This window comes from Serratia proteamaculans (genome assembly GCF_949794035.1).
GTDB lineage: Bacteria > Pseudomonadota > Gammaproteobacteria > Enterobacterales > Enterobacteriaceae > Serratia > Serratia proteamaculans.
In genome coordinates this window covers 1,096,922-1,122,855 of record NZ_OX461105.1, presented here as the reverse complement: position 1 = coordinate 1,122,855, position 25,934 = coordinate 1,096,922, and the positions used below count along the sequence as shown (strand labels likewise).

General features: G+C 57.0%; 25 protein-coding genes. 14 read left to right on the top strand and 11 right to left on the bottom strand.

The genetic code is table 11. The features are described from left to right. The first annotated feature begins 2 nt into the window (after positions 1-2). The 5 genes from cyoB to QOT07_RS05185 all read left to right on the top strand — a co-directional run bounded on the left by cyoB (position 3) and on the right by QOT07_RS05185 (position 5,409). A complete protein-coding gene (gene cyoB / locus QOT07_RS05205; RefSeq protein WP_085115455.1) occupies positions 3-1,994 on the top strand; it encodes a cytochrome o ubiquinol oxidase subunit I in 1,992 nt (663 codons plus the stop codon). Further along, positions 1,984-2,601, top strand: coding sequence for a cytochrome o ubiquinol oxidase subunit III (locus QOT07_RS05200; RefSeq protein WP_012005528.1), 618 nt, complete (start codon positions 1,984-1,986; stop codon positions 2,599-2,601). Before cyoB ends, QOT07_RS05200 begins: the two co-directional genes overlap by 11 nt. Continuing rightward, complete coding sequence (locus tag QOT07_RS05195; RefSeq protein WP_012005527.1) at positions 2,598-2,936, top strand: cytochrome o ubiquinol oxidase subunit IV; 339 nt, start codon at positions 2,598-2,600, stop codon at positions 2,934-2,936. The genes QOT07_RS05200 and QOT07_RS05195 overlap by 4 nt, the downstream gene beginning before the upstream one ends. Positions 2,937-2,953: 17 nt before the next feature. Then, on the top strand, positions 2,954-3,844 hold the full coding sequence (gene cyoE / locus QOT07_RS05190) for a heme o synthase (RefSeq protein ID WP_012005526.1): 891 nt from the start codon (positions 2,954-2,956) through the stop codon (positions 3,842-3,844). Positions 3,845-4,044: 200 nt separating this feature from the next. Then, the gene (locus QOT07_RS05185) at positions 4,045-5,409 is read left to right on the top strand and encodes an MFS transporter (protein ID WP_112347699.1); all 1,365 of its coding nucleotides are present in this window, start codon (positions 4,045-4,047) and stop codon (positions 5,407-5,409) included. A 161-nt stretch (positions 5,410-5,570) separates the two neighbouring features. Here the strand turns inward: QOT07_RS05185 and QOT07_RS05180 are convergent, their stop codons facing one another. Next, positions 5,571-6,062 (bottom strand): YajQ family cyclic di-GMP-binding protein, encoded by a 492-nt coding sequence (locus QOT07_RS05180; RefSeq protein ID WP_085115451.1) that lies wholly within the window; start codon positions 6,060-6,062, stop codon positions 5,571-5,573. A gap of 182 nt (positions 6,063-6,244) precedes the next feature. On the opposite strand from QOT07_RS05180, the gene panE reads away from it, so the two are divergent. Next, positions 6,245-7,156, top strand: a complete 912-nt coding sequence (gene panE / locus QOT07_RS05175; RefSeq protein WP_283602673.1) for a 2-dehydropantoate 2-reductase — start codon at positions 6,245-6,247, stop codon at positions 7,154-7,156. Beyond that, on the top strand, positions 7,119-7,709 hold the full coding sequence (gene yajL, locus QOT07_RS05170; RefSeq protein ID WP_283602672.1) for a protein deglycase YajL: 591 nt from the start codon (positions 7,119-7,121) through the stop codon (positions 7,707-7,709). Before panE ends, yajL begins: the two co-directional genes overlap by 38 nt. A gap of 33 nt (positions 7,710-7,742) precedes the next feature. Here yajL and thiI read toward each other — a convergent pair whose 3' ends face one another. Next, entirely contained in the window at positions 7,743-9,191 is a 1,449-nt protein-coding gene (thiI, locus tag QOT07_RS05165; RefSeq protein WP_112347702.1) for a tRNA uracil 4-sulfurtransferase ThiI, read from the bottom strand. Positions 9,192-9,423: 232 nt separating this feature from the next. On the opposite strand from thiI, the gene xseB reads away from it, so the two are divergent. The 4 genes from xseB (at position 9,424) to QOT07_RS05145 (ending at position 13,595) form a co-directional block, all read left to right on the top strand. Beyond that, on the top strand, positions 9,424-9,687 hold the full coding sequence (gene xseB, locus QOT07_RS05160) for an exodeoxyribonuclease VII small subunit (protein WP_099062290.1): 264 nt from the start codon (positions 9,424-9,426) through the stop codon (positions 9,685-9,687). Positions 9,688-9,692: 5 nt separating this feature from the next. Next, on the top strand, positions 9,693-10,613 hold the full coding sequence (gene ispA, locus QOT07_RS05155; RefSeq protein WP_099062291.1) for a (2E,6E)-farnesyl diphosphate synthase: 921 nt from the start codon (positions 9,693-9,695) through the stop codon (positions 10,611-10,613). A 34-nt stretch (positions 10,614-10,647) separates the two neighbouring features. Further along, positions 10,648-12,513, top strand: coding sequence for a 1-deoxy-D-xylulose-5-phosphate synthase (gene dxs, locus QOT07_RS05150; RefSeq protein WP_099062292.1), 1,866 nt, complete (start codon positions 10,648-10,650; stop codon positions 12,511-12,513). Positions 12,514-12,620: 107 nt separating this feature from the next. Beyond that, positions 12,621-13,595 carry an aldo/keto reductase gene (locus QOT07_RS05145; protein WP_283602670.1) on the top strand — a complete coding sequence of 325 codons (975 nt, stop codon included), beginning with the start codon at positions 12,621-12,623 and terminating at the stop codon, positions 13,593-13,595. Positions 13,596-13,638: 43 nt separating this feature from the next. Here the strand turns inward: QOT07_RS05145 and pgpA are convergent, their stop codons facing one another. The 6 genes from pgpA to nrdR all read right to left on the bottom strand — a co-directional run bounded on the left by pgpA (position 13,639) and on the right by nrdR (position 17,767). Continuing rightward, a complete protein-coding gene (pgpA, locus tag QOT07_RS05140; protein ID WP_283602669.1) occupies positions 13,639-14,193 on the bottom strand; it encodes a phosphatidylglycerophosphatase A in 555 nt (184 codons plus the stop codon). After that, the gene (gene thiL / locus QOT07_RS05135; protein ID WP_099062295.1) at positions 14,135-15,118 is read right to left on the bottom strand and encodes a thiamine-phosphate kinase; all 984 of its coding nucleotides are present in this window, start codon (positions 15,116-15,118) and stop codon (positions 14,135-14,137) included. The genes pgpA and thiL overlap by 59 nt, the downstream gene beginning before the upstream one ends. A 52-nt stretch (positions 15,119-15,170) precedes the next feature. Then, positions 15,171-15,587 carry a transcription antitermination factor NusB gene (gene nusB / locus QOT07_RS05130; protein ID WP_085115442.1) on the bottom strand — a complete coding sequence of 139 codons (417 nt, stop codon included), beginning with the start codon at positions 15,585-15,587 and terminating at the stop codon, positions 15,171-15,173. A 20-nt stretch (positions 15,588-15,607) separates the two neighbouring features. Beyond that, positions 15,608-16,078, bottom strand: a complete 471-nt coding sequence (ribH, locus tag QOT07_RS05125) for a 6,7-dimethyl-8-ribityllumazine synthase (RefSeq protein WP_099062296.1) — start codon at positions 16,076-16,078, stop codon at positions 15,608-15,610. A gap of 119 nt (positions 16,079-16,197) precedes the next feature. Then, a complete protein-coding gene (gene ribD, locus QOT07_RS05120) occupies positions 16,198-17,307 on the bottom strand; it encodes a bifunctional diaminohydroxyphosphoribosylaminopyrimidine deaminase/5-amino-6-(5-phosphoribosylamino)uracil reductase RibD (protein ID WP_283602668.1) in 1,110 nt (369 codons plus the stop codon). A gap of 10 nt (positions 17,308-17,317) precedes the next feature. Next, positions 17,318-17,767, bottom strand: coding sequence for a transcriptional regulator NrdR (gene nrdR / locus QOT07_RS05115; RefSeq protein ID WP_004949256.1), 450 nt, complete (start codon positions 17,765-17,767; stop codon positions 17,318-17,320). Between the two features lie 186 nt (positions 17,768-17,953). On the opposite strand from nrdR, the gene QOT07_RS05110 reads away from it, so the two are divergent. Continuing rightward, on the top strand, positions 17,954-18,508 hold the full coding sequence (locus tag QOT07_RS05110) for a SadB/YajI family lipoprotein (RefSeq protein ID WP_283602667.1): 555 nt from the start codon (positions 17,954-17,956) through the stop codon (positions 18,506-18,508). Between the two features lie 46 nt (positions 18,509-18,554). On the opposite strand, the gene ttrA is transcribed toward QOT07_RS05110, so the two are convergent. The 3 genes from ttrA to ttrB are packed head-to-tail and all read right to left on the bottom strand — an operon-like array spanning position 18,555 to position 23,420. Beyond that, positions 18,555-21,638 carry a tetrathionate reductase subunit TtrA gene (ttrA, locus tag QOT07_RS05105; RefSeq protein WP_283602666.1) on the bottom strand — a complete coding sequence of 1,028 codons (3,084 nt, stop codon included), beginning with the start codon at positions 21,636-21,638 and terminating at the stop codon, positions 18,555-18,557. Beyond that, positions 21,631-22,689: a tetrathionate reductase subunit TtrC gene (gene ttrC / locus QOT07_RS05100; protein ID WP_283602665.1), complete on the bottom strand. Its 1,059-nt coding sequence runs from the start codon at positions 22,687-22,689 to the stop codon at positions 21,631-21,633. Before ttrC ends, ttrA begins: the two co-directional genes overlap by 8 nt. Beyond that, positions 22,686-23,420: a tetrathionate reductase subunit TtrB gene (gene ttrB / locus QOT07_RS05095; protein ID WP_283602664.1), complete on the bottom strand. Its 735-nt coding sequence runs from the start codon at positions 23,418-23,420 to the stop codon at positions 22,686-22,688. The genes ttrC and ttrB overlap by 4 nt, the downstream gene beginning before the upstream one ends. Before the next feature lie 153 nt (positions 23,421-23,573). Between ttrB and ttrS the strand changes: the two genes are divergently transcribed. Next, positions 23,574-25,331, top strand: coding sequence for a tetrathionate respiration histidine kinase TtrS (ttrS, locus tag QOT07_RS05090; RefSeq protein WP_283602663.1), 1,758 nt, complete (start codon positions 23,574-23,576; stop codon positions 25,329-25,331). Further along, entirely contained in the window at positions 25,306-25,926 is a 621-nt protein-coding gene (gene ttrR, locus QOT07_RS05085) for a tetrathionate respiration response regulator TtrR (RefSeq protein ID WP_262261326.1), read from the top strand. Before ttrS ends, ttrR begins: the two co-directional genes overlap by 26 nt. Positions 25,927-25,934 lie beyond the last annotated feature (8 nt).

The window sequence follows — 25,934 nt, the reverse complement described above, 5'->3', positions numbered from 1 at the left end:
TGATGTTGGGAAAATTAACGATTGATGCGGTTCCGTACCACGAACCGATCATCATGGTCACCGTTGCTGCAATTGTTATCGGGGGCCTGGCTCTGCTGGCGCTGATAACCTATTTCGGCAAGTGGAAATGGCTATGGAGCGATTGGCTGACTTCGGTCGACCATAAAAAAATTGGTATCATGTACATCATCGTGGCAATGGTTATGTTGCTGCGTGGTTTTGCCGATGCCATCATGATGCGTAGCCAGCAGGCGCTTGCGTCCGCCGGCGAGGCCGGATTCCTGCCGCCGCACCACTACGACCAGATCTTTACCGCCCACGGCGTAATCATGATCTTCTTCATGGCGATGCCTTTCGTGGTCGGCCTGATGAACGTGGTTGTACCCTTGCAAATCGGTGCACGTGACGTTGCCTTCCCGTTCCTGAACTCCCTGAGTTTCTGGTTCTTCGTGGTAGGTGTCGTACTGATCAACATCTCTCTGGGTGTCGGTGAGTTTGCGCAGACCGGTTGGTTGGCGTATCCGCCGCTGTCGGGCAAGGAATACAGTCCTGGCGTCGGGGTCGATTACTGGATCTGGAGTCTGCAGATTTCCGGTCTGGGTACCCTGTTGACCGGTGTGAACTTCTTCGCCACCATCATGAAGATGCGTGCTCCTGGCATGCCTCTGATGAAGATGCCGGTGTTCACCTGGGCGGCGCTGTGTACTAACGTCCTGATCATCGTTTCTTTCCCAATTCTGACTGTTACCATCGCGTTGCTGACCCTGGATCGCTACCTGGGCTTCCATTTCTTTACCAATGATATGGGCGGCAACATGATGATGTACATCAACCTGATTTGGGCCTGGGGTCACCCAGAGGTGTATATCCTGGTTCTGCCAGTGTTTGGTGTGTTCTCTGAAGTCACCGCGACCTTCTCAAGAAAACGCCTGTTCGGCTATACCTCACTGGTATGGGCAACCATCGCGATTACCGTTCTGTCGTTCATCGTATGGCTGCACCACTTCTTTACCATGGGGTCCGGCGCGAACGTTAACGCCTTCTTCGGTATCGCCACCATGATCATTTCCATCCCTACCGGGGTGAAAATCTTCAACTGGCTGTTCACCATGTACCAGGGCCGCATTCAGCTCAACTCCGCAATGCTGTGGACCATCGGCTTCATCATCACCTTCTCCGTGGGTGGGATGACCGGCGTTCTGCTGGCAGTACCGGGCGCGAACTTCGTGCTGCACAACAGTCTGTTCCTGATTGCCCACTTCCATAACGTGATTATCGGTGGTGTGGTGTTTGGTTGCTTCGCCGGCCTGACCTACTGGTTCCCTAAATCCTTCGGCTTCACGCTGAACGAAACCTGGGGTATCCGTGCGTTCTGGTTCTGGATCATCGGTTTCTTCGTGGCCTTTATGCCACTGTATGCTCTGGGCTTTATGGGTATGACTCGTCGTATCAGCCAGAACATCAACCCAGAGTTCCACCCACTGCTGCTGGTAGCGGCTGGCGGCGCGGCTCTGATTGCCTGCGGTATCCTGTGCCAACTGATTCAGATCTACGTCAGTGTGCGTGACCGTGAGCAGAACCGTGATCTGACCGGTGACCCATGGGGCGCTCGTACGCTGGAGTGGTCTACTTCGTCTCCACCGCCGTTCTATAACTTTGCCGTAGTGCCACAGATTCATGACCGTGATGAATTCTGGGACATGAAAGAAAAAGGCAACGCTTATAAGAAACCGGCGAAATACGAGCCGATTCATATGCCGAAAAATACCGGTGCCGGTGTGATTATTGCTGGCTTCAGCCTGGTATTTGGTTTCGCGATGATCTGGGACATCTGGTGGATGGCGATCGCTGCCTTCGTAGGTATGATCGTGACCTGGATTGCCAAGAGCTTCGATCAAGATGTTGATTACTATGTGCAGGTTGATGAAATCGAGCGCATTGAAAACCAACACTATGAACAAATCAGCAAAGCAGGCGTGAAACATGTCAACTGATACTCTGACTAACCATGATGCAGCCCATGCAGAGCATGGGCACCACGACGCAGGAGAGACCAAAGTCTTCGGATTCTGGATCTACCTGATGAGCGACTGTATTTTGTTTGCGAGCTTGTTCGCGACTTATGCAGTACTGGTGAACGGGACCGCTGGCGGTCCCTCTGGCAAAGACATCTTCGATCTGAAGTTTGTTCTGGTTGAGACCTTCCTGCTGTTGTTCAGCTCCATCACCTACGGTATGGCGATGATCGGCATGAACAAAGGCAAGGTTGGCAGCGTGAATACCTGGCTGTTCCTGACCTTCCTGTTTGGTCTGGGCTTCGTAGCGATGGAAATCTATGAGTTCCATCACCTGATCGTTGAAGGCTATGGCCCGGATCGCAGTGCGTTCCTGTCCGGCTTCTTCGCACTGGTTGCTACCCACGGTCTGCACGTGACTACCGGTCTGGTTTGGATCGTTATCATGATGATTCAGGTCAGCAAGCGCGGCCTGACTTCAACCAATAAAACCCGTCTGATGTGCCTGAGCCTGTTCTGGCACTTCCTGGACGTGGTTTGGATCTGCGTATTCACCGTTGTTTACCTGCTGGGGGTTATGTCATGAGTCATTCATCCCATGAAACTTCTCACGGCGGCGCAAGCCACGGTAGCGTCAAGACCTATCTGATCGGCTTTATTCTGTCGATCATCCTGACGGTGATTCCATTTGCGATGGTGATGAGCGGCACCGCCTCTCATTCAACTATCCTGGCGGTTGTAGTCGGCATGGCGGTCATTCAGGTGGTTGTTCACCTGATTTACTTCCTGCACATGAATACCTCATCGGAAGAGCGCTGGAACCTGGTGGCATTGCTGTTCACCGCTATGATCATCGGTATCGTTGTTGTGGGTTCACTCTGGATTATGTACAACCTCAACATCAATATGATGGTCGATTAAGAGCAGAGCTGGACGTGATGATTAAGCAATACCTGCAAGTAACTAAACCAGGAATTATTTTCGGCAATTTAATTTCTGTCGTCGGGGGATTCCTGCTCGCCTCTAAAGGGAGCATCGACTATCCCCTGTTTCTCGCCACCCTGGTGGGTGTCTCGTTGGTTGTCGCTTCGGGCTGTGTATTTAACAACTACATTGACCGCGACATCGACAAGAAAATGGAGAGAACGAAGAATCGGGTGCTGGTTAAGGGCCTGATCGCGCCGAGTGTAAGCCTGGTTTACGCTACCGCTCTGGGTATTGCGGGCTTTGCGTTGCTGTATATCGGCGCCAACCCGCTGGCCATGTGGCTGGCGGTGATGGGCTTTGTGGTTTATGTCGGCGTCTACAGCCTGTACATGAAACGCCACTCGGTCTATGGCACGCTGATCGGCAGCTTGTCGGGCGCTGCGCCACCGGTTATCGGTTATTGCGCAGTCACCAACGAGTTCGATGCCGGTGCGTTGATCCTGCTGGCTATCTTTAGCCTGTGGCAGATGCCGCATTCCTATGCGATTGCCATCTTCCGCTTTAAAGATTACCAGGCAGCCAACATTCCGGTCCTGCCGGTTGTGAAAGGCATTTCGGTGGCGAAGAACCACATCACGGTCTACATTGTGGCGTTTATGATTGCCACCCTGATGTTGACCCTGGGCGGCTACGCCGGCTACAAATACCTGATTGTCGCTGCGGCAGTAAGCGTATGGTGGCTGGGCATGGCGCTGCGTGGTTACAAAACCGAAAATGACAGCGTCTGGGCACGTAAGCTGTTTGTGTTCTCGATTGTTGCCATCACTTCGCTGAGCGTAATGATGTCTATCGACTTCAGTGCGACAGCCGCACCGGAAGCGCTGATGACGTACGTCTGGTAAGCCAAATCGTCTGTGAATGGGCCGCTTTCGCGGCCCATTTTATTTGTCTCGCCAAAAAGCCGACGAACTGTAATATCTGTTAAACAACATTAGATTTACCCCCCCTGCCCTTCACACTAAAATGACGCAGCTTTGACAGAAGCTATCCCCTCAGGCGCTATCACCGATAGCCTGACGGAATGGCTTTTAATGAGGTTTTAATGAACGATAATGCAATGACCCCGCTGGAACGACGAGCGACCTGGGGATTAGGAACCGTATTCTCACTGCGCATGCTGGGCATGTTTATGGTGCTGCCGGTACTGACCACCTACGGTATGGCGTTGAACGGCGCCAGCGAAACGCTGATCGGTATCGCCATCGGTATTTATGGCCTGGCGCAGGCGGTATTCCAGATCCCCTTCGGCCTGATCTCCGATCGTATCGGCCGCAAGCCGCTGATTGTCGGCGGCCTGCTGATCTTTGCGCTGGGTAGCGTGATTGCCGCCGCGACCGACTCCATCTGGGGCGTGATCCTCGGCCGGGCATTACAGGGCTCTGGCGCTATTGCCGCGGCGGTGATGGCGCTGCTGTCCGACCTGACCCGCGAACAGAACCGCACCAAGGCGATGGCGTTTATCGGCGTCAGCTTCGGTATTACCTTCGCCATTGCCATGGTGGTGGGCCCGATCGTCACTCACGCCTTTGGCCTGCATGCGCTGTTTTGGATGATTGCGGTACTGGCATTGGCCGGCATCGTGATCACTCTGGCGGTAGTCCCTTCCGCCAGCCACCACGTGTTGAACCGTGAATCCAGCATCGTGCGCGGCAGCTTCAGTAAGGTGTTGAGCAATTCCCGCCTGCTAAAGCTGAATTTCGGCATCATGTGTCTGCATATCCTGCTGATGTCCAGCTTCGTGGCGTTGCCGCTGGCGATGGAGAAAGCCGGTTTGGCCCCGAGCGAGCACTGGATTGTCTATCTGGTCACTATGCTGGTTTCTTTTGCCGCCGTGGTGCCGTTTATCATTTATGCCGAGAAAAAGCGCCGCATGAAGCAGGTCTTTATGGGTTGCGTAGCGGTGTTGTTCTGCGCTGAGGTGCTGTTGTGGCTGTCTGGCGCACACCTGTGGGGCATCATTGCCGGCGTGCAGCTGTTCTTTATGGCGTTTAACGTGATGGAAGCAATACTGCCTTCGCTGATCAGTAAAGAGTCTCCGGCCGGCTACAAAGGGACGGCGATGGGGGTTTACTCCACCAGTCAGTTTATCGGCGTGGCGATCGGCGGCAGCCTGGGTGGCTTGCTGTATGGTCTGCAGGGGGCAGGACTGGTGTTTATCGCCGGGGCGGTACTAGCTGCCGTATGGTTCCTGGTCAGCAGCACCATGCAAGAACCGCCTTACGTCAGCAGCCTGCGTATTACGCTGTCGGAACTGGCGGTGAAAGATTCGGCGTTGGAAAGCCGCCTAAAAGCCCAGCCGGGCGTGGCAGAAGCGATAGTGGTGCCGGAAGAGCGCAGTGCCTACGTCAAGGTCGATACAAAACAAACCAACCGCGGCCAATTGGAAGCGCTGGTGAATTCACTGTAAAGAAAAGGGCCAGCAAGCTGGCCCACGTTTGATAACAAAGTTGTTTTTAGCCCGCGATACCCGGGCCTAGCGCACCGAGGGGCGCTCCGGCAACTAAAGTTGCTACGACCCCTTCGGCACGCTCTCCCTAATAACTGGCTTTGTCAGTAGTTAGATAAACCTTAATCGCGGAAGTTCTTGAACTGGAAAGGCTGTCCCAGATCGGCACCGCGCACCAGCGCCATCACGCCCTGCAGATCGTCGCGTGACTTGCCGGTTACCCGCACTTCATCACCCTGAATCTGTACCTGGACCTTCAGCTTGCTGTCTTTGATCAGCTTGACGAGTTTCTTCGCCTGGGCGCTTTCAATCCCCTGCTTCAGCTTGGCGTCCACACTGTAGGTTTTACCGCTGTGAGTCAGTTCGTCCGGGATCTCGAGCGCGCTGCCTTCGATGCTGCGTTTACTGAGCTTTTCACGCAGAATATCGAGCAACTGCTGCACCTGAAAATCAGACTCGCTGGCCACTTTAATGCTTTCATCTTTTTCGTTCAGCTCAAAACTGGCCGGCACATTACGGAAATCCCAACGGGTGCCAAGATCGCGCGTGGCGTTCTCGACGGCGTTACGCACTTCCTGCATATCAATTTCGGAAACAATGTCGAAAGATGGCATACTTCTTCCTCCTGAATGAGAGCCTAATGCGATAGGCGATTTCGATGCCGAGCATGATAACCGCTTTAGCGTCGCAGGCAAAATCGGCTGAAGCTACCGGCAAATAAGCCGTCGAACAGCAGAAAAGTCTATAATTATACGACAGTCATTGAGCGATATTCCCGTTACCCCCAGGAGTCTGGATGAAAATAACTATTCTTGGTTGCGGTGCGCTCGGACAACTGTGGCTCTCCCGGCTTTATCAGCAGGGTCACGATGTTCAGGGGTGGCTACGAGTGCCACAGCCCTTCTGCGCAGTGAACGTGATTGAGCCGGAAGGCGCTTCGTTCAACCGTAATTTGCCCACCAACGATCCCGAACATTTAGCCCAGAGCGAACTGCTGCTGGTCACGTTGAAGGCCTGGCAGGTGTCCAGCGCGGTCAGCACGCTGCTGCCAAAGCTGAACCCGCGTTGCGCCATCCTGCTGCTGCATAACGGCATGGGCACCCAGGATGAATTGCCGCCGAACAACCAACCGATACTGCAGGGTACCACCACCCATGCGGCGCGCCATGACGGCAGCACTATTATCCATGTCGCCGGTGGCACCACCCATATCGGCCCGACCTCTCCGGCGGCGCAATCCCTTAGCCACCTGGCGGAAGTGCTGCATCAGGCCCTGCCTGACGTCGCCTGGCACAACAACATTGCCTCGGCGAACTGGCGCAAGCTGGCGGTCAACTGCGTGATCAACCCACTAACGGCGCTGTATAATTGCCGTAATGGCGATTTACAACGCTATCCGGAGCAAATCGAGACCCTCTGCCGCGAGGTCGCCAGCATCATGGAAATGGAGGGCTACCACACCTCATGCGAAGCCTTGCAGCAATATGTCATGGAGGTGATCCAAAGCACCGCAGACAACATCTCTTCGATGCTGCAGGACATCCGCACCCAGCGGCACACCGAGATCGATTACATTACCGGCTACCTGCTGCGCCGCGCGCGTAGCCACGGCGTGACTCTGCCAGAGAACGCACGACTGTTTGAATTGATTAAGCGAAAGGAAAATGAATATGAGCGTATCGGCGCTGGTCTGCCTGGCACCTGGTAGCGAAGAAACCGAAGCCGTCACCACCATCGATCTGCTGGTGCGGGCGGGTGTCAAAGTCACCACTGCCAGCGTTGCCGGCGATGGCGACCTGACTATCGTCTGTTCACGCGGGGTAAAGCTGCTGGCCGACGCACCGCTGGTGTCGATTGTGGACGATCATTTTGACGCCATCGTGCTGCCCGGCGGTCTGAAAGGCGCCGAGTGCTTCCGTGACAGCCCGCTGCTGGTGGAGAAAGTACGTCAGATGCACCTGCAGGGCAATATCGTCGCCGCCATCTGCGCAGCACCGGCGCTGGTGCTACAACACCACGATCTGTTCCCCATCGGCAATATGACCGGGTTCCCGGGGCTGAAAGAACAGATCCCGGCCGACAAATGGATAGAAAAACGTGTGGTGTTTGATCCGCGCGTTACCCTGCTCACCAGCCAGGGGCCGGGGACCTCGATGGAATTTGCGCTGAAGCTGATTGATTTGCTGCTGGGTAAAGCCAAAGCGGCGGAGATCGCCGCTCAGTTGGTGTTGATACCGGGAATGTACGATTTCCGCGATTAAATCACGGGGGCGGCACTGCGCCCCCTGGATTAATTATGGGCGGTAGACCTTCACGTTAGTATAGCCCTGCTCCAGCAAATATAGCGCCTGCAGGCGGCTCATCACGCCACGCTCACAGTACAGCAGGTAGGTTTTGCTCTGATCCAAATCGCCAAACTGGCTGCTGAGCTTGTAGAACGGCAGCGGTTTCACCTCAACCTGCTCCAGCTTCAGCGGCTTGTCTTCCTGCTCATCGTTAGAACGAATATCCAGGATCACCTGATCAGCGTCAAACTCTGCCACGGTTTCCACTTCGGCAACCTGCTCCTGCGCCTGTTCGGCGATGGTGCGGATATCCACGTTCTTGGCTTCGCTAACCACGCGATCAAGAATGCTGAAATCAAAGTGCCCTTCTTCCTCTTCGATCTTGGCTTTAATCGCCTTCACCGTCGGGCTTTTCGAGATCACACCGCAGTATTCCGGCATGGTCTTGGCAAAGTCTTCGGTGCCAATCTCACGCGCCACTTTGATGATGTGCTCTTTGTCGTGAGAGATCAGCGGACGCAGGATCAGCGTATCGGACGCGTTGTCGATCAAGCGCAGGTTAGTCAGCGTCTGGCTGGAGACCTGCCCCAACGCCTCACCGGTCACCAGTGCCTGCACGCCATAACGTTCGGCTATCTGTGAAGCGGCACGTACCATCATGCGTTTAAGCACCACGCCCATCTGACCGTCTTCGACCTTTTCCAGGATCTCGCCAACCACAGGTTCAAAATCGATAGCGATAAAGCGCACCTTGTGCGAACTGGCAAAGCGGTTCCACAGGTAATGAGCCACCTGCCGCACGCCAATTTCATGCGCGGCACCGCCCAGATTAAAGAAGCAATAATGCACGCGGCAACCACGACGCATCAGCATATAGCTGGAAACGCCCGAGTCGAAACCACCGGAAATCAGCGACAGCACGTCTTCCTGAGTCCCGACCGGATAACCGCCGATGCCTTCACGGCGAGCTTTAACCAGCATCAACTTGTCGTCTTCGATCTCCAGATTGACCGTCACCTGCGGATGCGACAGCTTAACGCGAGCGCTGGCAATGTGCTGGTTCAGACCGCCGCCAACGTAACGTTCTACGTCCTGCGAATTGAAGTCCTGCTTGCCGCGGCGCTTAACGCGCACGCAGAAGGTTTTGCCTTCCAGTTGCTCGCGATAGGCTTCCAGCGTCTGCTCAAAAATGTGGTGCATATCGGTATAGTCGCGATCTTCCACTTCCAGGATGTGGTGAATGCCAGGAATGCGCGTCAGCGCATCGGCAATCACAGGCCGCTGGTTTTCATCTTTGGCGCGAACTTCGATATGATCCCAGTGACGGACAACCGCCAGTGTTTCATCATACTGCTTCAGGACGTTGCGAATACTGGTCGAGAGGATCTTGATAAAGCGCAAGCGCACAGATTGGCTCTTGATGGTGATTTCCGGGAACAATTTAATGATAAACTTCATGGCGGTCTTTATTGTCAGAATTACGAGGGAAAAGGATTTACAATGTATATGCGATTGATAAAACCAACGGGGTTGCCGAATGTTTTATCAATCGCATTTGCGGCGCAGAGTATACCACTATCTGGTGGGGCTCGGTGCACAAAACCACACAGGTACGCCATGATTTGCTAATCAAGATCCGCTAGGATAGGCTCTGGCGCCACTGTTCACATGATGATGTAAAAAGAAAATTATGCCAAAAAAACCTGCACAATCAGACAGTACAGAGCAAAGCGTCAGCTTTGAAAACTCCCTCAGCGAGTTGGAAAACATCGTGACGCGTCTGGAATCGGGTGAGCTACCGCTGGAAGACGCGCTGAATGAATTCGAACGCGGCGTACAGTTGGCGCGTCAGGGCCAGCAGAAATTGCAGCAGGCGGAGCAACGCGTACAGATTTTGCTTAACGACAGCGCCGATGATGCCGCGCTGGCGCCTTTCACACCGGATGCCGAGTAATTACCATGTCCGAAACTGTCCAACAGACCGCTTTTTCTGACCAGTTGCAGGCCTTGCGCCAGCGGGCCGACCGCACGCTGCTGGATTTTATCGCGCCGCTGCCGTTCAACGATGGCAATATGGTGGCGGCAATGCGTCACGGCGCTGTGCTGGGCGGTAAACGCCTGCGTCCGTTCCTGGTGTACACCACCGGGCAGATGTTTGGCGTATCACTGAATAATTTGGATGCGCCCGCCGCTGCGGTAGAATGCATTCACGCCTATTCACTGATCCATGACGACTTGCCGGCCATGGACGACGACGACCTGCGTCGCGGTCAGCCGACCTGCCACATCAAATTTGGTGAGGCCAACGCCATTTTGGCCGGCGATGCACTGCAGACGCTGGCATTTTCCATTCTGGCCGATGCCGAGATGCCCGACGTGGCGCTGCGCGATCGGCTGGCGATGGTCTCCGAACTGGCAACCGCCAGCGGTGTTGCCGGCATGTGTGGCGGCCAGTCGTTGGATCTCGAAGCCGAGGGCCAGCAGATTGGTCTGGAAGCGCTGGAGCAGATCCATCGCCATAAGACTGGCGCGTTAATTCGCGCAGCCGTTCGTCTGGGAGCGTTAGCCGCCGGTGAACCTGGCCGTGCCGCACTGGTGCAGCTTGACCGCTACGCCGCTGCGATTGGCCTGGCGTTCCAGGTGCAGGATGATATTTTGGACGTGGTCGGCGAAACCGAAAAAATCGGTAAACGCCAGGGGGCGGACCAGCAACACGGAAAGAGTACCTATCCAGCTTTGCTCGGGCTTGACAGCGCGAAAGCAAAAGCGTGGGATCTCTATCAGGAAGCTTTAGCTGCATTAGACACTTTGGCAGCACAATCTTATAACACAGCGCCATTGCAAGCGTTAGCCAGCTTCATTATTGAACGCGACAATTAACGTGTGACGTTAACTCCTCTGATATGAGTATCGAATGAGTCTTGATATAGCCAAATACCCGACCCTGGCGCTAGCGGAAAATCCCGATGAACTCCGTTCGCTGCCAAAAGAGAGCCTACCGAAGCTGTGTGACGAACTTCGGCAATACCTGCTGGACAGCGTTAGCCGCTCCAGCGGCCACTTTGCCTCCGGGCTGGGTACCGTCGAACTGACGGTGGCGTTGCACTATGTGTACCAAACCCCCTTCGATCATCTGGTCTGGGACGTTGGCCACCAGGCTTACCCGCATAAAATCCTGACCGGGCGTCGCGATAAAATCGCCACCATTCGCCAAAAAAATGGCCTGCACCCTTTCCCGTGGCGTGCGGAAAGTGAATATGACGTTCTGTCGGTTGGCCACTCATCCACCTCGATCAGTGCCGGTCTCGGCATGGCCGTAGCCGCAGCGCGTGAAGGCAAAAATCGCCGCACGGTCTGCGTGATTGGCGATGGCGCCATCACCGCCGGTATGGCGTTTGAAGCCATGAACCACGCCGGTGACATCGATCCGGATATGCTGGTGGTGCTGAACGATAACGAAATGTCGATTTCGGAAAACGTCGGCGCTCTGAACAACCATCTGGCGCAACTGCTGTCCGGCAAGCTCTACTCCACCCTGCGTGAGGGCGGTAAAAAAGTGTTGTCCGGCCTGCCGCCAATCAAAGAGTTGGTCAAGCGCACCGAAGAGCACCTGAAAGGCATGGTGGTACCGGGCACGCTGTTCGAAGAGCTGGGCTTTAACTACATCGGTCCGGTCGACGGCCACGATGTCCAGGGGCTGGTCGCCACGCTGAAAAATATGCGTGATCTGAAAGGCCCGCAACTGCTGCACATCATGACCAAAAAAGGCCGTGGTTACGCCCCGGCGGAAAAAGACCCGATCAGCTTCCACGCGGTGCCAAAATTCGATCCGGCCAGCGGTACACTGCCAAAAAGCGCCGGTGGTCTGCCGACCTATTCAAAAATCTTTGGCGACTGGCTGTGTGAAACCGCCGCCAAAGACAGCTCGCTGATGGCCATCACCCCGGCCATGCGTGAAGGCTCGGGCATGGTGCAGTTCTCCCGCGACTATCCACAGCAGTATTTTGACGTGGCGATTGCCGAACAGCATGCGGTGACCTTTGCCGCCGGCCTGGCGATTGGCGGCTACAAGCCGGTGGTAGCAATTTACTCCACCTTCCTGCAGCGCGCTTACGATCAGTTGATCCACGATGTCGCCATCCAAAAACTGCCGGTGATGTTTGCCATCGATCGCGGCGGTATTGTCGGCGCTGACGGCCAGACTCACCAGGGAGCCTTCGATCTGTCATTCATGCGTTGCATCCCAACCATGGTGATCATGACGCCAAGCGATGAGAACGAGTGCCGCCAAATGCTGTACACCGGCTATCACTATAACGAAGGCCCAAGCGCCGTACGCTATCCGCGTGGTAACGGTACCGGGGCGTCGCTGGAACCTCTCAGTGCGCTACCGATCGGTAAAGGTGTTGTCCGTCGTGAAGGCGAAAAGCTGGCGATCCTGAACTTCGGCACGCTGTTGCCGGAAGCCGCGCAGGTAGCAGAAAACCTCAACGCCACGCTGGTGGATATGCGCTTCGTGAAGCCACTGGATGAACAGTTGGTACTTGAACTGGCCGCCAGCCACGGCACGCTGGTCACGCTGGAAGAAAACGCCATTATGGGGGGTGCCGGCAGTGGCGTGAACGAGCTGCTGATGGCCAAGCGCCGCGTAGTTCCGGTGCTGAATATCGGCCTGCCGGACTACTTTGTCTCCCAGGGTAGTCAGGAAGAAGTCCGTAGCGATCTGGGTCTGGACGCTGCCGGTATACAACGACAAATTGAGACCTGGCTGGCGCAATAATCCTCGCGCCGGGTTGATCAACGCCTCCGCTTTGCGGGGGCGTTTTTGTTTCTGCCGTCCGAAAATCCGCTACAGTTAAAGTTCTGTGCTGACACCGGGAGGCAAGCATGAAGTATCTGAAATTGGGTAACACCGACCTGAACGTCTCACGCATCTGTCTGGGCTGTATGACCTACGGTGAGCCCAGCCGTGGCAACCATGCCTGGACGTTACCGGATGAAAGCAGCCGACCACTGCTGAAACAGGCGCTGGATGCCGGTATCAACTTCTTCGACACCGCCAACAGCTACTCAGATGGCAGCAGTGAGGAGATCGTCGGCCGGGCACTGCGCGATTATGCCCGCCGCGACCAGGTGGTGATCGCTACCAAAGTCTATTTCCCCCTGAGCAATCTGGAACGCGGCCTGTCGCGCGCCAAAATCATGCAGTCCATCGACGACAGCCTGCGCCGCCTGGGCACCGATTACGTTGACCTGCTGCAGATCCACCGCTGGGATTATGAAACGCCGCTGGAGGAAACACTGGAAGCGCTGCATGAGGTGGTGAAAGCCGGTAAGGCACGCTACATCGGCGCATCCTCAATGTACGCCTGGCAGTTCGCCAAGGCGCTGTACACCGCCGATCTGCACGGTTGGACGCGCTTCGTCAGCATGCAGGACCAGTACAACCTGATCCAGCGTGAAGAGGAGCGGGAAATGCTGCCACTGTGTGCCGCCGAGGGCATTGCGGTGCTGCCGTGGAGCCCGCTGGCACGGGGTCGATTAACCCGCCCCTGGGGCGAAACCACCGCGCGGCTGGTCTCCGATCAGGTCGGTAAAAATCTGTACGATGAAACCGAAGGCATCGATGCCATCATTGCCGAACGCGTAGCCAGTATTGCTGAAGAACGCGGTGTGACGCGTGCGCAAGTCGCACTGGCGTGGCTGTTGAGCAAGCCGGTTGTCAGCGCACCGATTATCGGCGCATCACGCCATGATCATCTGGAAGACGCCGTCGCCGCCGTCGATCTTGAGTTAACACCGGAAGAGATTGCCGAACTGGAAACGGCTTATGTACCGCACCATGTGACAGGATTTGAATAACGCAGAGGGTTCAAGGGCGTAGCATTGAACTACGCCCTCAAGATCAGAGCAACCCAAGCGGCCAGTGGTGGCCAACCAGGTAGATAATACCGGCGGAAAACACCCCGGCGACAATGTCGTCGACCATGATCCCCATGCCGCCGTGCACGTTGCGATCAAACCAGCGGATTGGCCATGGCTTCCAGATATCCAAAACACGGAAAATCACGAAGCCCGCCGCAACCCACTGCCAGTCATTGACCGGCAGCGCCATCAGCGTGATCCACATACCGACAAATTCGTCCCAGACGATGCTGCCGTGGTCGTGTACCTTCATGTCTTTGGCGGTCTGGTGGCACAGGTAGACGCCAATGCAGATGCTGAACATCACCAACAGCGAGTACAGTTGCCATGGCAATTGGATCAGCAGCAGCCAGAACGGGATCGCTGCCAATGACCCCATGGTGCCCGGCATCACCGGCGACAAACCGCTACCGAAGCCGGTGGCCAACAGGTGCCACGGATTGCTCATCCGCAAGCGGCGTTTAGCTTCATCCATGTTACGCCTGCCCTTCACTGAAGTGATCGAACCCCTGCCATGGCAGTTCCACCACTTCATCGTTGCGGTAGAACTTGATGCCTTCGGACAGCGGGCCAATTTGGCCGATGCAAGTGTAGTCAGCGCCCAGATGGCTCAACGCCACTTCCAGCGCGCCGCGGTTGATTTCCGGCACGGTGAAGCACAGTTCGTAATCCTCACCGCCGGTCAACGCCCAGCGCAGTGCCTGATCAGCGTCCGTATGGCTGCTTAACGCCTGCGACAACGGCAGCTCATCCAGATTGATGCGCGCCCCGCAATCAGAAGCTTTCAGCACGTGCTTCAGATCGGAAATCAGGCCATCCGAAATATCAATCGCCGAACTGGCCAGATCGCGCAACGCCTGCCCTTGCAACACCCGTGGCTGTGGCCGCAGATGGCGACCAAGCAGGTAATTGCGTGCTTCGGTATCTGTCACCTGCAAACGGTCCTGCAGCACAGCCAGGCCCGCGGCGCTGTCACCCAGCGTACCTGTGGTGTAGATCCAGTCACCGATGCGCGCGCCGCTGCGGGTCAATGCCCGACCGGCCGGGATCAGGCCGTGAATGGTTAACGTCATGCTTAACGGACCGCGAGTAGTATCGCCGCCAATCAACTGCATGCCGTAATAATTAAGTTGTTCGAACAGGCTGTCGCTGAACGCCTTCAGCCAGGGCTCATTCACGTCCGGCAGGGTTAGTGCCAATGAAAGCCAGGCGGGATCGGCGCCCATGGCCGCCAGGTCGCTCAGGTTAACTGCCAGTGCTTTGTAGCCGAGATCGGCGGGATCGATATCCGCCAAGAAGTGAACGCCCGAAACGAGAGTGTCGGTACTGACGGCCAAAAGCTGTTTTTCTGCCACTGTCAGAAGTGCGCAGTCATCTCCAATGCCCAACTGTACATCCCGGCGCAGACTCTTAAACCGGTCAAAATAGCGGGCAATGAGGTCAAATTCGCCACATGCCATGGTCGATATTCCAATAGAAGAAATTAAGGCCGGGGATACCGGCCTTAATTTTTTATTTTTTCTTGCGGATGCTTGGTGCCACTTTATCCAGCACGCCATTCACAAACTTGTGGCTGTCTTCAGCGCCGAAGGTTTTCGCCAGCTCGATCGCTTCGTTGATTGCCACCTTGTAAGGTACATCCTCACGCATTTTCAGCTCGTACAGCGCAATGCGCAGAACGGCCCTTTCTACCTGGCCCAGCTCTTCGAGCTGACGCGACAGGACAGGTGCCATCAGGCTATCCAGCAGACCTGCATTCACCGCCACGCCGGACAGCAGCTCCCGAAAATAGGCGATGTCTGCATCTTTGACATCTTGCTCCGACAGGAACTGGTGTTCAACATCGGCAATGTCATTTTTAGACAACTGCCAAGAGTAAAGCGCTTGAACAGCGCACTCACGAGCGCGGCGACGAGCAGCAGGTTTCACGGAATTCCCCTTAACTAAATTCAGGCTTTAATAGCTTTGATAACATTAATCATTTCAAGTGCGGTCAGAGCCGCTTCAGCACCTTTGTTGCCTGCTTTGGTGCCGGCACGCTCGATAGCCTGTTCGATGCTTTCGGTCGTCAGCACGCCAAAGGCAACCGGGATTTCAGTGTTCAGAGAAACACTGCCCAGGCCGGAGCTGGCTTCGCCCGCGACAAATTCGAAGTGCGCGGTGCCCCCACGGATAACCGTGCCCAGTGCGATCACTGCATCGTATTTGCCGGTGTTAGCCAGCACGCGTGCAGTCAGCGGCAACTCGTAAGCGCCCGGGACCCAGACAACGGTGATGTTGTCGTCAGCAACCTGACCAATGCGCTTCAGTGCGTCGATGGCACCTTGCAACAGGCTGTCATTGATGAAATTGTTAAAACGTGCAATTGCAATCGCCACACGGGCATTTGGAGTAGCAACAACACCTTCGATAACTTTCATGGGCTTTCCTTAAAAATGGGTTCAATACCCCGCAGGGGGGCGGATTCTATCACATTCTTTATCAGCCTGCGCGGGCGGTTTTGTAAAACGACAACCGTCCCGGCAAGCGGACGTTACATTCAGTATTTTGCCTTCAATCGCAGCCGTAAATCAGGGCCGATTTGCCGTACTTCGCTGAAGACGAACTCCGGTGTATCAGCCAGGCGCTCGAGGCCCGGCAGGTGACACAGGCCGCGGCCATTATCACCCAACAATTTTGGCGCGATATACAAAATGAGCTCATCGACCAACCCGGCCTGCAGCAAGGCACCGGCCAACTGCGCGCCGGCCTCGACCCAGATGGAATTCACCTGACGTTTCGCCAGTTGCATCATCATCACCACCAGATCGACCCCACCGCCGTGCGCCGGGAAGATCAGTTGCTCGACATCCTGCGGCCAGGTTTGCCGATCCGGCTGCAGGCGTGCCAGCCAGGTAGGCCCCGGCTGTTGCACCACCCGATGCTGCGGGGTGACACGATTTTGGCTATCCAGAATAATACGCAACGGTTGCCGCAGGTTTTCACGCGGGTAAATGCTTTGCGTCTCGGCGTCCAGCTCATCCCAACGCACCGTCAGTGACGGATCGTCCGCCAGCACGGTAGCGCTGGAGCTGAGGATCGCGGCGCTTTGCGCCCGCAGGCGCTGTACATCCTGACGCGCCTGCGGAGAGGTGATCCATTGGCTTTCGCCGGAAGCCATCGCCGTGCGGCCATCCAGTGAAGCGCCGAGCTTGAGTTGTACATAAGGAAAGCCGGTGCGCATCCGTTTGAGGAAACCCAGATTCACCGCTTCGGCCTCCGCCAGCATAAAACCGTGGCGGACATCCAACCCCGCCTGCTGCAATTTGTACAGCCCACGACCGGCAACTTCCGGGTTGGGATCCTGCATCGCCGCCACAACCCGGGCTACGCTGGCAGCCACCAGCGCATCGGCACAGGGTGGCGTGCGGCCATGATGGCTGCAGGGTTCCAGCGTGACATAAGCGGTGGCACCACGCGCCTTTTCGCCCGCCATGCGCAGCGCATGCACTTCCGCATGGGGTTCACCGGCGCGCAGATGGTAACCTTCTCCGACGATTTCGCCATCGCGCACGATAACGCAGCCGACATTGGGATTCGGTGCGGTAGTGAAACGGCCCAATCGCGCCAGTTCAAAAGCACGTGCCATATACAATTCGTCGTTATGCATCAAAGGTCCCTTAGTCCTGCAGACGGGCGATCTCTTCGCCGAATTCACGGATATCTTCAAAGCTGCGGTAGACCGAAGCAAAGCGAATATAGGCCACTTTATCCAACTTTTTCAACGCGTCCATCACCAGGTTGCCGACCAGTTTAGTCGGCACTTCACGCTCACCGGTGGCGCGCAGCTGGGATTTAATGTGGTTGATCGCGTTCTCCACGTCGTCAGAGCTGACCGGGCGTTTTTCCAACGCCTTCAGCATGCCGCGACGCAGCTTGTCTTCGTTGAAAGGCTCACGGACTTCGTCGCTTTTGATTACCCGCGGCATCACCAGCTCAGCCACTTCAAAAGTGGTGAAGCGTTCATTACAAACCAAACATTGGCGGCGACGGCGCACCTGCGAACCATCACCCACCAGGCGGGAATCAATGACTTTGGTATCAACGGCGGCGCAGAAAGGGCAATGCATAACACGTCCTGATAAACGTTTTCATAGTTAAGAACAGTTTACCCCGAAGTGCGGTTACAACAAAGGCCGTCGGTTATTTGTTGCGAAGACCCGTTATCAACGGCAGTCAAAACGAGGGTTAACATGACTTTCCCGGCCAGGCGGACTAAGCTGATAACAGGAGAAGTTGAATAGGAAATCCCCGCCATGACAACCCGTTACCCCAAGATTTTCCTGCTCGGCACACTGGTGCTGCTGTCAGGCTGCGCGCAAACTCGCGAAGTGCCAAAACTGCATAATCAGGTGGTTGCACTGAATCAGCAATTAACCACCCTGACTAACCAGGCCACGGCGCTGGAACAGCAAAACCAGTTGAACCAAAACTCCACCAGCGGCGTTTACCTGCTGCCGGCGGCCAATAACGGCGCTCGCCTGCACAGCAGTCTCGGTGAACTGAGCGTGTCACTCAGCCACGTGAAGAGCGAGGCTAACGGCACCCAGGCCATGCTGCACGTCCGCACGCTTTCGCAGGCGTCGCTGCCGGCATTCAAGGCCACAGTGGAATGGGGCCAACTGGATGCGGCCACCGGCAAGCCACTGACGGCCGATGCGCTTTCTCAGCCGATCGCCAGTGCGGACTCGCTGCTACCCAAAACGGAGCACAGTTTTGAGCTGCGTTTCAGTGGCCTGACGCCAGATCAACTGGGCTATGTTCGACTGCACAGCGTAGAACCCACTGCAGCGGCAGCCGCAGCAAACTAACCAGGCCCGGCCCACACTCAACCCTTCGCGAGAGTGGGCCATCAGCTTAACCCAGCCGTTGCAGCCTGGCCGGTAGCCCCTGGCGCACCGCCGCCCCGCTGACCCAGTCAAGCCAGCTATTGCTGATTTCTCTGGTCGGATCGGGCAACCCGAGATCGTTTAAGTTGATGCCGGAGGCAATGCGCGCATCGGCTGCCAGCGGCTGACCATCCAGCATATGCGTTCGCGCCCCCATCTCGCGATGACCATAACCATGCTCGATAGCAATCACGCCGGGCATCACGCCATCCAGCAAGCTGATCTGCGCCTCAACGCTGCCGCCCGGGGTCTGCAACCGCACCCGATCGCCATGCTGTAGAGCATAACGCTCAGCATCGGCCGGATTAAGCGCCACCAGATTGACCGGCTTCACCGCGCGCAGACGATCGATCGGCGCCGTTGAACTGCTCATCAGGTGCGACTTAAACGACATCAGGCGGAACGGCCATGCCTCCTCTGGATAGTGTTCCCCAACGTCGGACCCGTCGGCAAAGCGTGGCGGATAATAGGTCGGACAGCCGCTATAACGTTCTCCGGTCATCGCATGGCGATGGCGCGCCACCTCTTCGTTCCAGATATTCAGCCCTTTCTTCCACTGCGGCCCGGTTTCATGTCCTCGCCAGCCCTGTTCATAAGGCGCGAAACGCCCACCACGCGCCAGCATATAGCCGACCCGCAACCGCTCATCCGTTTTCAAGACCCTATCCAACGCCGGTTGCAGGCGATCCACCCCGGTCAGCCGCAGCTCGCTTTCCGTCGCTTCCGGCAATGGCTCACTGGCAAAGGCCACGTTAGCCGCAGCACGCAGATAATAATCTTCGGCGTTGTGCAAGCCGCAGGCATTCCCCTGCGCATCCTGCAAGGCGGCATCGCCAAACCCCGGCAACTGCATCGCCTTCGACAACGCAATAACAAAGCTTTCCAGTGCCACCGGCTGACCGTCCGCCGTGGTCGCAGTCCGCGACGGAACCACTGGCCAGCGTGCAGTGCTTGCCCGCACCATCACGCCGGACCAGGGCGCGGTAAAGCCCCAGCTCTCGAAGTTATGGGTGTCCGGCACGATATAATCCGCCAGAGCGCTGGTTTCGTTAATAAAAGCGTCGATCGCGATAAACAACGGTAATTGGCGGGGATCTTTCAGCCGGCTTTCAACTACCTCGCGCAGACCGGCAACGCCGTACAGCGGGTTGCCCATATGGCTGATCCAGGCCTTCAGCGGGTAGGGGTATCCCATCAGCGCCGGAGCCAGTTGCTCGGTGAATTGCCCCGCGACAAACGGGTACCAGGGCCCGCGCGCCGGATAAGGTTTTTCACCTTGCTCAAGTTTGCGGCGATATTCGTCCGATTGCTCGTACGCCTGTTTGCTGCGCGACAGCACCAGTCCTTTCGGTTTCACCATGCCGGGGAAACTCTTCAGGTTATAGCGAGGCCCATCGGCAAACTCTTTGAACTTACCGCCACCGACCGAGACGCCGCCCTTAAGGTTCAGGTTACCGATCAGCGCATTGAGCATCATCACCGCCCAACTGTTATAGAAGCCATTGCCGCTCATCATGCCGCCATGGGCGATCACCGCCGCTTGCCGCTGATAGGAAGTAAACTCCCTGGCCAGCGCGGCAATGGTCTCGGCACTGACGCCACAGCGGGTACTGTACTCAGCCAGCGTGAAGCGCTCAGCCGCCCGCTGCAGACAGAGAAAGCTCGAACGAACCTGGACCTGTGAACCGTCGGCCAGCCGCAGCTGTTGCTCCACCCGCAACGCGCCCTGTAGCGCCTGGTTGGCCGACACCGGTTCAGCCCGCTGCGTATCCCAGACCAAAGGCGGACTTTCGGCCTCTCCGGTTGTGCCGCCGTCCAAATGTACCTGGCGCAAAAACTGGCCGCACAACGGATGATCGTCATTCATCACCACCAGATGTGTGGCATTGGTCCAGCTCTTTTCACCGGCCGCCTGCATGGCCGTCTCGCCGGGCAGCGCCAGGTAGTCAGCGTTATAACGCTCCTGCTCGATGATCCAACGGATCATGCCCATCACCAGCGCGGAATCGGTACCCGGCAACACCGGGACCCAACGGTTGTGATCGTTGGCCAGCGTGGTGGTTAATGGCAATGCCGGAGCCACTACCACGTAACGGAATTCATCGCGCAGACGGGCGTTGGCCAACTGACGCCCCTGGCGTTTGAACGGATTGCCGGACTGCGCCGGCGAGGTACCGAGAAACAGTCCAAAGCGTAAATGGTCCCAATCCGGTTTAACGTGCGCATTGGTTTCCAAATCGCCCATTAATGCCCCGGAGCCCGCCCGGTAAGCCAGCCCGCAATAAGCGCCATGATGGCCGAAGTTACGTGTCCCAAAGGCGTTTTGCGCAAAACGTTTGATAAAAGCGTCCCGCCCTTCATCACCGGCGTTGGTGACCAGCAACTGATTGGCCTTTGGCCCCAGCGAAGGTTGCTCAGGATCGAGCGGCGTTTCGAGATCGCGGATCGCTCGCAGCCCCTCAACCGGCCCCTCGCCAAACAGATCGCCGCCCTCGACCACTTCGTGGATCAACTGTTCAAAACTGATGCGCTGCCACTGCCCGCTGCCGCGTGGCCCTACCCGCTTCATCGGCTCCAGCACGCGATAGGGGCTGGTCAGCCCTTCCAGCAAGGTCGCCCCACGGGCGCAGGCGGTGGAACGCTGTTCAAGACCTTCATCGCCCCCCAGCCGGTTGAGTGCATCACTCACCGGTAAAGAGTAGGGAAAGTGGTGGTCGTGAGACAGCGGATGATAAGGGTTGCCCGCCACGCGCAAGATCTGATTGCTGTCGCGATCCACCCTGACCCGCAGGCCGCAAAGCGTCCAGCAGCCAAAACATTGGGTCATGGAGACCGCCTGCTGTGGATTGGCCTGCCAGCCATCCGGGTGCCGACGGCCTTCTGTCGGTAACGAGTTGGCGCTGATCCGATCGAGCGTCAGTTTGCCGCTGCTGCCGTCGCGCAGGCCGGTAAACACTTTCTGCACCATCTCACTGTAACTGGCACCAAACAGGGTCAATCCGCCCAGCGCGAGCCCACCCTTCAACCACTGACGCCGCGTTGACTTAGCCATAGTGTTTTTTCTCCATCAGCCCATGCTGTAGTTCACGAATTCCAATGATTAAAGCTATCCACAAGCCCAGGGTGCCAAGGATCGCCAATAGCCCTTCGCTGCCGAGGGGTAACACATAAGGATTGGTCAATACGTTGAACTTGGGCAGCGTCTGGGTTTGCATCAGCAACATCCAGCGCACGCCCCAGCACAGCAGCAGCGCTGCGGCACACTGCACCCGTAGCCCATTCGAGCCCAACGCCTGAGTGCGTGCTCGCCATGCCAGCGCCACCAGCAACAGGGTCAAGCCGACAAAAGTGACACCTGCCCAGAGCCAGACGGCCCCCTGAGTCGCCAGCGAGTGCAATGCGACGGAAGACCTGCTGCCATCCAGCCACCAGCCAAGAGCCGAGACACACAGCAACAGCAGGCTGATGACCTGATAGCGAGCCAGGCGCCGCTGCCATTGCGGCTCCTGACGCAGCCAATAAGCCAACAGCGGCGCAACGGCCTGGATAGCGGTCAATAACAATAGCCAGGGTAACCAGAGGCTGTACCACAGCGGCTGCGCCCGCAGCACCGAAACCTCACGCCCGGTATAGAGCAGGATGCTGAACGCCGAAAGCAAAGTGGCCAATGCCACCCCGCGCAGCCATTTATCTTCACGCCATGCCGGCCGGAACTGTAGCCAACGAGCCCACAACGGCAGGCTTTTCGTGCGTAGTTGCCCCCGTAACAGCAGGACGAAATAGCTGACCACCAGCAGGGTAAACAGCGGTAAAAACAGTGAGCCGAGCGACATCCACGACCAGGGGGTAAAGTAGGCGTAGAAATGCCAGATACGAGCGGGCTGATGTAAATCTGCGCTCAGGGCCATCGGTGCCACGGTGCCGCTCACCAGCGCCAACGAGACGGCGGCCAGTTCCAGCCGTGACGTATTCTGCGGATCGCGCCAGCGCAGCCAAACGGCGATCATGATGCTGCCGCAGGCCAGACCGATAAAGAAAAAATACTGCACCGCCCAGGGCAACCAGGCGATCTCCTGCGGGCGGGCTATAATTTCGCGGATCATGAGTGTACCTCCTGCCACAGCGCCGGTTGTCCCCGGACGTGACTGACAAAAGCCTCATCCAGCCCCAGATAGAACACCTGAGGGTGGGTTCCCTGTTCGGGTTTCAATACCTTGAGCTGCGCCTGATGCTCATCCAAAGCGCGCCTTAATGCACCTTGCCGATCGTTGAGATCGCCGATCATCCGAGCGCCACCAACACAGGATTCAACACAGGCGGGCAGCAGCCCGGCATCCAGCCGGTGCACGCAGAAAGTGCATTTGTCGGCGGTCTGGGTTTCGTGGTTGATAAACCGCGCCTCATAAGGGCAGGCCTGCACGCAATAGGCGCAGCCGACGCAGCGGGTGTTGTCGATCACCACGATGCCGTCCTGACGCTGAAAAGTCGCCTGCACCGGGCAGACCGGTACGCAGGGCGGATTGTCACAGTGGTTGCACAGCCGGGGTAACAACACGTTGGTGGTCGAATCCTGTCCCGTCAGGCTGACCTGATATTGCTGTACACTGGTACGGAATTGCCCCTGTGGCAGCCGGTTTTCCACCGCGCAGCTGACCGTACAAGCCTGACAACCGATGCAACGGCGCAGGTCGATCAACATCGCCATGCGCTTTTTGCTGTCACCTTCCCGCCGGGCCGGTTGCAACTGCCACCCTGACTGCGCCAGTGGCACCAAAGCGGCACCGGCGGTCAGCGCACCGAGTCGTTGTAAAAACTGCCGTTTCCCACTGTCCATTGATTTCTCCCAATAAGTATCCGCCGGGGAACTGATACAAAGGAGTGTAAAAACGACGACCGACCGCCAATATTGTGGTTTACCACATTCCCGACGGCGGCTTGATCCAGGACAATTCAACCCGGTGATGTGGATCATAAAAGCGGAGACGATGTGAAAAGAGCAGTGCTAATTCTGTTGCTGGGCGGTTGGTTAAATACGGCCTGGGCAGGACAATGGACCATTGCGGTGCTGGCGCTGCGCGGCGATGCCCATGCACTGGCCCAGTGGCAACCCCTCGTCGACCACCTCAATCGCCAGTTTCCCGACGACCATTTCCAACTGTCGCCGCTCAGCCTGACCGGCATGGATGACGCGGTCCGTAACCAACGCGTGGATTTTTTGCTCACCAACCCGGCGCAATATGTTCAGTTGGATAACCGCTACCCGTTGCGCTGGCTGGTTTCACTGCGATCCGCCCAACAGCCGCAACAGGCCTCAGGCAACGTGGTCGGCAGCGTCATACTGGTGCGCCACGACAGTCCCATTACCACGGCCAGCCAGCTACTCGGTAAAAAGGTCGGTGCCGTCGCCGCTGACGCCTTTGGCGGCTACCTGCTGGGGTATAAAGAACTGCTTGGTGCCGGCCTGCAGCCGGAGAAAGACCTGCAACTGCACTTCAGCGGTTATCCGGCGGATGCCCTGCTTTATCAGTTGCGCGATCGGGCGCTGGATGCGGTGATAGTACCGGTTTGTCTGTTGGAGAAAATGCAGGCGGAAGGCTTGCTACAGGCCAGCGATTACCGCGCCCTGTTGGCGAAGCACAGTGACCAGCGCTGCCTGACCAGCACCGAGCTGTATCCCAATTGGTCATTTGCCGCCTTAAACCACGTCCCGGACCGGCTGGCAGATGAGTTAACCCGCCAGTTACTGCAGATAAAGGCTCCCGGCCTGCCGGTTTGGGGCGCCCCGGCGTCATCCCGCCAGGTTAATCAATTACTGAGCGATTTGAATATCCACCCAACCCAGCGATCGCTCTGGCAAGACGTATTCCTTTGGGCGCAGCAACACCGGTTGTTGCTCGGTGCCATCTTCGGCGGAATGCTGCTGCTTGGCGCTAACCATCTGTGGATTGGTCATCTGGTCCGCCGTCGCGGGCGTCAGCTCGAACAGATGCATCAGACGCTGCGCGCCAGGGAAACCGCTCTGGCCCAGGCGCAACGCCTCAGTACCCTGGGGGAGATGGCTTCCGGCTTTGCTCATGAACTCAACCAACCGCTGGCGGCGATCCGGCATTATGCGGAGGGCTGCCGCATTCGTCTTGAGCGCAGCGATCGACAGCATGAACTGCTGCCGATCCTCGAACAGATTGGTCAGCAGGCGCAGCGTGGCGCGGAAAGCATTGTTAATTTACGCCGCTGGGCCAGCAAGACTCCACACCAAGAAAACGCGCAGCCCCTGTTATTGCGACCGCTGGTGGAACACCTGGTTAAACTGATGCAGATAGAACAACAGTATCCGCAGTGCCAGATAACCCTGGCTATCCCGGACCAAAGTCAGTTGTATAGCCAGACCACGTTATTGGAGCAGGTGCTCGCCAATTTACTGAGTAACAGTCTGCAAGCGGGTGCCCTACACATCACCCTGCGGCTGGAAACCGACTCCCATCAGCAACGGCTGATGGTTGAAGATGACGGCGGCGGTCTGAGCACCGAACAACTGACACTGCCGTTCGTGCCCTTTCGCAGCAGCAAGCAGGAAGGCCTCGGCCTGGGGCTGGTGATCTGCCAGCGGCTGCTGAAAAACCAGGGGGGTGAACTGACACTGGAAAATTACTTTTCCACCACTCAACGACAGGGGCTGCGCGTGACTCTGCACTTCCCCGTGATCCAAAAGGAAACCCGCCATGGCGCTAATACATCTGGTCGATGACGACTTAGCCGTTACCGACGCCTGTCGTTTCTTACTCGAGGGACTTAACTATCGGGTGCAGATTTGGCACGACAGCCAAAGGTTCGTCGATCAAGTCAGTCTTTATCAATGCGGTGTGGTGATGCTGGATATTCGGATGCCGGGAATGGACGGACAACAGGTTCATCAGCAACTGCGCCGACAGGAAAGTACGCTGGCGGTGGTGATTGTCACCGGTCACGGCGATATTGCCATGGCCGTGGCAGAGATGAAGCTGGGAGCCGTGGATTTCTTGCAAAAACCTATTGCCGCCGCGCCGCTGATCGAAGCATTGGAGCGCGGGATCGCCCATTCTCAAGACCGATTGGAACGCTACCAGTTGCAGCAGCGTTTCAGTGCGCTGACGCCGCGTGAACGCGAGATAGCACGCGCCGTGGCCGCCGGAATGACCAATAAGCTGATTGCCGATCGTCACTTCATTGCGGTGCGTACCGTTGAGGTACATCGGGCCAGAGTGATGGAAAAAATGCAGGCCGCCAGCCTGGCGGAGCTGGTGAACTCACTCAACCAATTGACGTTAACCGAGCGCCCGGAGAGCGGAGTCAGCCGCCTATAGGCAAAAAA

Bases quoted from the DNA above. Each gene is read 5' to 3' on its own strand.
- cyoB (WP_085115455.1), top strand. From the start codon at position 3: ATGTTGGGAAAATTAACGATTGATGCGGTTCCGTACCACGAACCGATC.
- QOT07_RS05200 (WP_012005528.1), top strand. From the start codon at position 1,984: ATGTCAACTGATACTCTGACTAACCATGATGCAGCCCATGCAGAGCAT.
- QOT07_RS05195 (WP_012005527.1), top strand. From the start codon at position 2,598: ATGAGTCATTCATCCCATGAAACTTCTCACGGCGGCGCAAGCCACGGT.
- cyoE (WP_012005526.1), top strand. From the start codon at position 2,954: ATGATTAAGCAATACCTGCAAGTAACTAAACCAGGAATTATTTTCGGC.
- QOT07_RS05185 (WP_112347699.1), top strand. From the start codon at position 4,045: ATGAACGATAATGCAATGACCCCGCTGGAACGACGAGCGACCTGGGGA.
- QOT07_RS05180 (WP_085115451.1), bottom strand. From the start codon at position 6,062: ATGCCATCTTTCGACATTGTTTCCGAAATTGATATGCAGGAAGTGCGT.
- panE (WP_283602673.1), top strand. From the start codon at position 6,245: ATGAAAATAACTATTCTTGGTTGCGGTGCGCTCGGACAACTGTGGCTC.
- yajL (WP_283602672.1), top strand. From the start codon at position 7,119: ATGAGCGTATCGGCGCTGGTCTGCCTGGCACCTGGTAGCGAAGAAACC.
- thiI (WP_112347702.1), bottom strand. From the start codon at position 9,191: ATGAAGTTTATCATTAAATTGTTCCCGGAAATCACCATCAAGAGCCAA.
- xseB (WP_099062290.1), top strand. From the start codon at position 9,424: ATGCCAAAAAAACCTGCACAATCAGACAGTACAGAGCAAAGCGTCAGC.
- ispA (WP_099062291.1), top strand. From the start codon at position 9,693: ATGTCCGAAACTGTCCAACAGACCGCTTTTTCTGACCAGTTGCAGGCC.
- dxs (WP_099062292.1), top strand. From the start codon at position 10,648: ATGAGTCTTGATATAGCCAAATACCCGACCCTGGCGCTAGCGGAAAAT.
- QOT07_RS05145 (WP_283602670.1), top strand. From the start codon at position 12,621: ATGAAGTATCTGAAATTGGGTAACACCGACCTGAACGTCTCACGCATC.
- pgpA (WP_283602669.1), bottom strand. From the start codon at position 14,193: ATGAAGTGGTGGAACTGCCATGGCAGGGGTTCGATCACTTCAGTGAAG.
- thiL (WP_099062295.1), bottom strand. From the start codon at position 15,118: ATGGCATGTGGCGAATTTGACCTCATTGCCCGCTATTTTGACCGGTTT.
- ribH (WP_099062296.1), bottom strand. From the start codon at position 16,078: ATGAAAGTTATCGAAGGTGTTGTTGCTACTCCAAATGCCCGTGTGGCG.
- ribD (WP_283602668.1), bottom strand. From the start codon at position 17,307: ATGCATAACGACGAATTGTATATGGCACGTGCTTTTGAACTGGCGCGA.
- nrdR (WP_004949256.1), bottom strand. From the start codon at position 17,767: ATGCATTGCCCTTTCTGCGCCGCCGTTGATACCAAAGTCATTGATTCC.
- QOT07_RS05110 (WP_283602667.1), top strand. From the start codon at position 17,954: ATGACAACCCGTTACCCCAAGATTTTCCTGCTCGGCACACTGGTGCTG.
- ttrA (WP_283602666.1), bottom strand. From the start codon at position 21,638: ATGGCTAAGTCAACGCGGCGTCAGTGGTTGAAGGGTGGGCTCGCGCTG.
- ttrC (WP_283602665.1), bottom strand. From the start codon at position 22,689: ATGATCCGCGAAATTATAGCCCGCCCGCAGGAGATCGCCTGGTTGCCC.
- ttrB (WP_283602664.1), bottom strand. From the start codon at position 23,420: ATGGACAGTGGGAAACGGCAGTTTTTACAACGACTCGGTGCGCTGACC.
- ttrR (WP_262261326.1), top strand. From the start codon at position 25,306: ATGGCGCTAATACATCTGGTCGATGACGACTTAGCCGTTACCGACGCC.